Annotated in this window: 2 protein-coding genes; both read right to left on the minus strand. The window is 69.3% G+C overall.

Translation table 11 applies throughout. From position 1 onward, the window contains the following. A partial coding sequence (locus tag FVW20_RS10320; protein WP_231039026.1) for a glycosyltransferase occupies positions 1–2,303 on the minus strand: 2,303 nt, incomplete at its 3' end. A 246-nt stretch (positions 2,304–2,549) separates the two neighbouring features. Next, positions 2,550–3,383 (minus strand): glycosyltransferase (locus FVW20_RS10325; RefSeq protein WP_196609405.1); only part of this gene is annotated, 834 nt, incomplete at its 5' end.

The raw sequence follows: 3,383 nt of genomic DNA on the forward strand, positions 1-3,383 counted from the left end.
GGCTGGGCCGCTTCGCGCGGCGTCGCCCTGCCCGGCCCGGCGGCGCGCGCCGCTTCGCTGTTCGGGAAGGTGCGCGGCAGGGTAACGGTGTTGCCGTCGTACCGGCTGAAGAACCCGTTGCGACGGGTCGGGGTGAAGGTTTCGGTGTCGATGCCGCGCGGGTAGAAGGCGATGCGCTCGCGCGCGATGCCCCGTTCCGCCAGTTCGTCGCCGGTGGCGTGCGAGGGCACGTACACCCGGTCCATCTGGTTGTAGTACCAGATCATGTACCGCCACATGGCTTCTTCCAGCCCGGCGTCCTCGGTCAGCATCATCACGTACTGCGGGAAGGCGGTGTGGTAGGTGGCGTGGATGGGCAGGCGCAGGATGCGCGCCGCCGCCAGCGCCACCAGCCCCACCGGGCCGGGCGTGGCCGAATGCAGGTGGGTGAAGCCCTGGCGATAGCAGTGGTCCAGCATCTTCAGCACCGGCGGGTAGTACAGGGCAAGGCCGGGGTACTCCGGCATGGCGAACGAGCCGATGGGCGAAAAGGTGAACACGTCGGAGCGGTCGGCCAGTTCCGGGTCGGCCACGCCGTCGGGGGCGCAGGTGATGACCTGCAACCGCTTGTCGTTGCGGCGGGCGATGTCCAGTTGCATCTGAAGGGTGCGGGCCACGCCGTTGACGTCGTAGAAGGTGTCGGTGAAGTGCCCCACGTTCAGGCGGCCCGTGGCGTGCCATTCGTCCGTGTCCGCCACATGGGGGGCATGGGGACGGGTGCCGGGCTGCATGTGCTGCTGCCCTGGCGCGCCCGACGCCGCTTCTGCCTCGTGCGGCAGGAAGTGGTCGCGGCAGGCGCGGGCAAAGGCGCGGTCCTTGGTGAACAGGGTGTACCCCACGAAGTACGGGGCCAGGATGGCGTAGAGCGATCCGGCGGAGCCCACCACGTTGAACACGCTGAACAGGTCCGCGCCCATGGCGTTGTCCAGCAGGGTGTCTGCGAAGGTGCGCAGCACCTTTTCCGAGGCCTGGTCGGCAAAGCGCATCCAGGCCTGTTCGGTGCGCTCGCCGGTGATGTCGGCGGCGGGACTGTCCAGCAGGGCGCGCAGTTCCGGGTCGCGACGGATGGTTTCCGCCGCTTCCGTTTGCAGGTGGTCCTGCACGGTGCGCGGGGTGGACGCGGAAAAGGACAGCCGCGGGCGGCGGTATCCGATGAGCCCGTGCAGTTTCGTCAGCAGGCCGCCTTCCGGTTCCGGCGCGCCGGTCAGCACCCTGTCGGCAAAGCGCAGCACCGTGTCGCGGTTGACGTGGCGGGCCAGGCCGAAGCGCTGCTTATAGAACTGGTAGGCGATGGCGTACAGGTTGTGGGCCATGGTCACCGGGGTGGCGGCGCTGCCGTGCGGCGTGCCACGCCCTTCCATCACCCCGCGCAGGGCGTCGCGCACGCGACCGTGCCCCACGCCGGAAACCCCTTCGATGATGGTGTGGCTGCGGGCGATGTTCAGCGAGGAATGATCGTCCGACCCGGCCATGAGGTGCTTTGCCCACGCCCGCTCCATGCGCGGGGCCATGTCCTGCCGGTCGGCCATGGCGTCCATGTCCGCGGGGGTCAGCCCCTGCACGATGGCCCGCAGGATGCCGTTCTGGAAGTCGTCGCGCGAGCCGTTCAGCTCGAACACCCGAAAGAGCAGCAGCAGCCGTTCCATGTGGTCCAGCGTCAGGCGCTCGTTCAGCGAGTACATGGCGTGGGCGCAGGCATGGGGGATGCCCGACACGGTCAGGTAGTCAACCAGGTCGTAGATGTTCTCGCGCAGGCGGGTGATGTCGGCGTGGTGGGCTTCGGTCAGGTCCCAGGCCAGCACGTGGATCTTGCAGCGGTCTTCGGGGAAATAGGCGGTGATTTCCTCGCTGACGAAGGTGTGGTCGAGGTGGGCGATTTCAAGGCTGCCCGCCAGGGTGTTGTGGTCGGTGATGGTGACCAGGTCCATGCCCCGGCGGCGGGCGATGTCGTACAGCGCTTTCGGGTCGGTGTAGCTTTCCGCGCAGCCCAGCTTTTGCAGTATCCACTGCGAGGGGCGGGTGGAGTGGCGCGAATGCACGTGCAGGTCGATGGACAGCGGCGGGGTACGGGACGGTGCCGCCGAGGGGTGCGGAGAAGATGCGTGCGCGGACGCGGTGCTGTCCGTGCCCGCGCGAGGTGGGACGGCGTCCGGTGATGCGCCCGGTGATGCGTTGGGTGCTGCGGAATCCTGTGCGTGGCCGGAATGGGAAGCGGATTGGCGTGCGGCGGTGCGGGACGCGGAACGGGGTGCGCCAGTGGTCATGAAGTGCGACCTCCTGCGGGTTCCGGGGCCGCGCGGGCGGTGCGAGCGCCTTGGCGCGGCGGCGGGTTGGGCGATTCTGGAAAGTATCTACAGATCGCCTGACGGTGTTGCAGGAGGAATGCGCCCCGGCGGTGGCGCATGTGTGTCGGTGTGGTGAATCTTGCGGAAGGTTGGGTGACGTTGCGGCGGCGGGGGGGGCGAACGCGCTGGGCCCGGCAGGGTTGTGTGCCGGGCGGGCCGTTTCCGCTACGCCGCCAGAATGTAGTCCCGGCCCTGCACGTAGCCCGCGCCATCAAGAAATGCCGCCAGTTCTTCCGCCGCGCCGTGCCCGGCAAGGTACGCCACCAGAAAGCCTTCGCCCGGCGCGGGCATGGCCTCGCGCCCCAGTACGGGCAGGCCGTCCACCCGGTTGCCGATCTTGCGCGGGTCGATGTCGATCCACGCGCGCACCGCGATGCCCTGTTCCATCAACAGGCGCGCCCGACGGCGGCTGGTGCGGCCCGCGCCCACCACCCACACCTCGGGGTGTCTCGGGTTGTGCCGGGCCAGCCAGCGGGCCAGGTATTGCCCCTTCAGGGTGTAGAAGCCGTCTTCCGCGTAGTTGGGGTGGGTGCGCGAAAGACGGCCCGGCGGGTCGTTCCAGGTCAGCAGGGTGTGCGGCAGCTTGGCCATGGCCACGCCCGCGTCCATCCAGCGCAGCCACAGCTCGTAGTCTTCCGGAAAGGGGCCGTCGAGGTACGCGCCGTGCAGGCCGGGCAGTTCCGCGCGGAACATCACGGAAGGGTGCGCAAAGGGCGATTCGCGAAAGCGTGCCAGCGCGATGTCCGTGGGGTCCAGCAGGGTGTTCACCCAGTCCACGTGCCGGGCGTAGCCGCCGCAGCGTTCGCGGTCGCCGCCGAAGTCCACGCGGCAACCCACCAGCCCGATGTGCGGGTGGGCGTCCAGAAAGGCGCATTGCAGGGCCAGGCGCTGCGGGTGGCTGGTGTCGTCGGCGTCCATGCGGGCGATGTGGCGGCCACGGGCAAGGGCAAGGCCGTGGTTCAGCGCGGCCACGATGCCGCCGTGGGCGATCCGCGCCGG

Origin of the sequence: Nitratidesulfovibrio oxamicus, from assembly GCF_015731765.1 — a bacterium.
GTDB classification, from domain to species: domain Bacteria; phylum Desulfobacterota; class Desulfovibrionia; order Desulfovibrionales; family Desulfovibrionaceae; genus Cupidesulfovibrio; species Cupidesulfovibrio oxamicus.